Annotated in this window: 1 protein-coding gene; it reads left to right on the forward strand. The window is 47.5% G+C overall.

Annotated features, from left to right (window positions below):
* Positions 1 to 190: 190 nt before the first annotated feature.
* On the forward strand, positions 191 to 1,030 hold the full coding sequence (locus HMPREF3066_RS06050) for a DUF4198 domain-containing protein (protein ID WP_070441186.1): 840 nt from the start codon (positions 191 to 193) through the stop codon (positions 1,028 to 1,030).
* Positions 1,031 to 1,080: the final 50 nt, after the last annotated feature.

The following is a 1,080-nucleotide window of genomic DNA, read 5'->3' on the forward strand; positions in this document are numbered from 1 at the left end:
AAGTTGCACTTCAAATGCGAATCCGCCGACCTCTTGTTTTCTGTTGTCCCTTTAAGGATTTCTAGTTCTTTGTAACTAAAAACAATCATCAATAATATTTACATTTTGAAATAAAAAGAGTAAGGTTGCCTTGCTTTTCGGGCTTTCCGTTGGCTTTTGAACCGTAAACAATCAAATTTGAGGAAGAAACATGAAAAAATTATGGATACTTGGCGCATTGGGCTTGAGCATGGCGGCGCAGGCGCATGATTTGTGGGTGTCGGCTCCGGTGCGTTTGGATTCGGGCAGTACGTTGAAAGCGGATTTGGGTTACAGCCATGATTTCCCGAATGTTGAAAAAATCGCCGACGACCGTGTGCATATTTTCAAACCGCTGCAATTGACGGACAAATCCGGAAAAACGGTCGATTTGACGAATAAAGGTGAAAATTACCAATATGTTTCCAAATCCCGCCTGAAAGACGGTTCGTATTGGGTCGGCGCGGTGTACAAACCGACGTTCTGGTCGCAAAACAGCGAAGGCTGGAAACAGAAAACCTTGAAAGACCTGCCCGGCGCGACTTATTGCGAACAGGCTCAGATGTTCGGCAAAGCGTTTTTGCAAGTGGGTGGCGCAGGCTTGGATGAAAGCGTATTGACCCGTCCGGTCGGTCATGAATTGGAGCTGGTTCCGCTGAAAAATCCGAATGAAGTCAAGGTAGGCGGCCTGCTGCCGATTAAAGTGCTTTATAAAGGCAAACCGTTGGCAAAAGCGACGGTAACGGCAAGCTCGGATACGCTGGCGGAAATGGACTTGGCAGCGACACACGACCACCGCGAGCCGCAAGGTTTCTCAGGGAAAACGGATAAAGACGGCGTCGTCAACGTGATTCCTTTGATTGAAGGTTTGTGGAAAATCAAAGCCGCCCATCAGGCGGATTATGCCGATAGAAGTGTTTGCCAACAAGACAATGCCTATGCAACGCTGATTATGCCCGTCGGAACGAAACGCGCGGCTGAACGGCATGAACACCATCATCATCAACACTAATTGAGTGTAAAAGATCAAAAAGGTCGTCTGAAAAGGTTTTCAGACGACCT

The organism is Neisseria sp. HMSC03D10, from assembly GCF_001807625.1.
Classification (GTDB): Bacteria; Pseudomonadota; Gammaproteobacteria; order Burkholderiales; family Neisseriaceae; genus Neisseria; species Neisseria mucosa.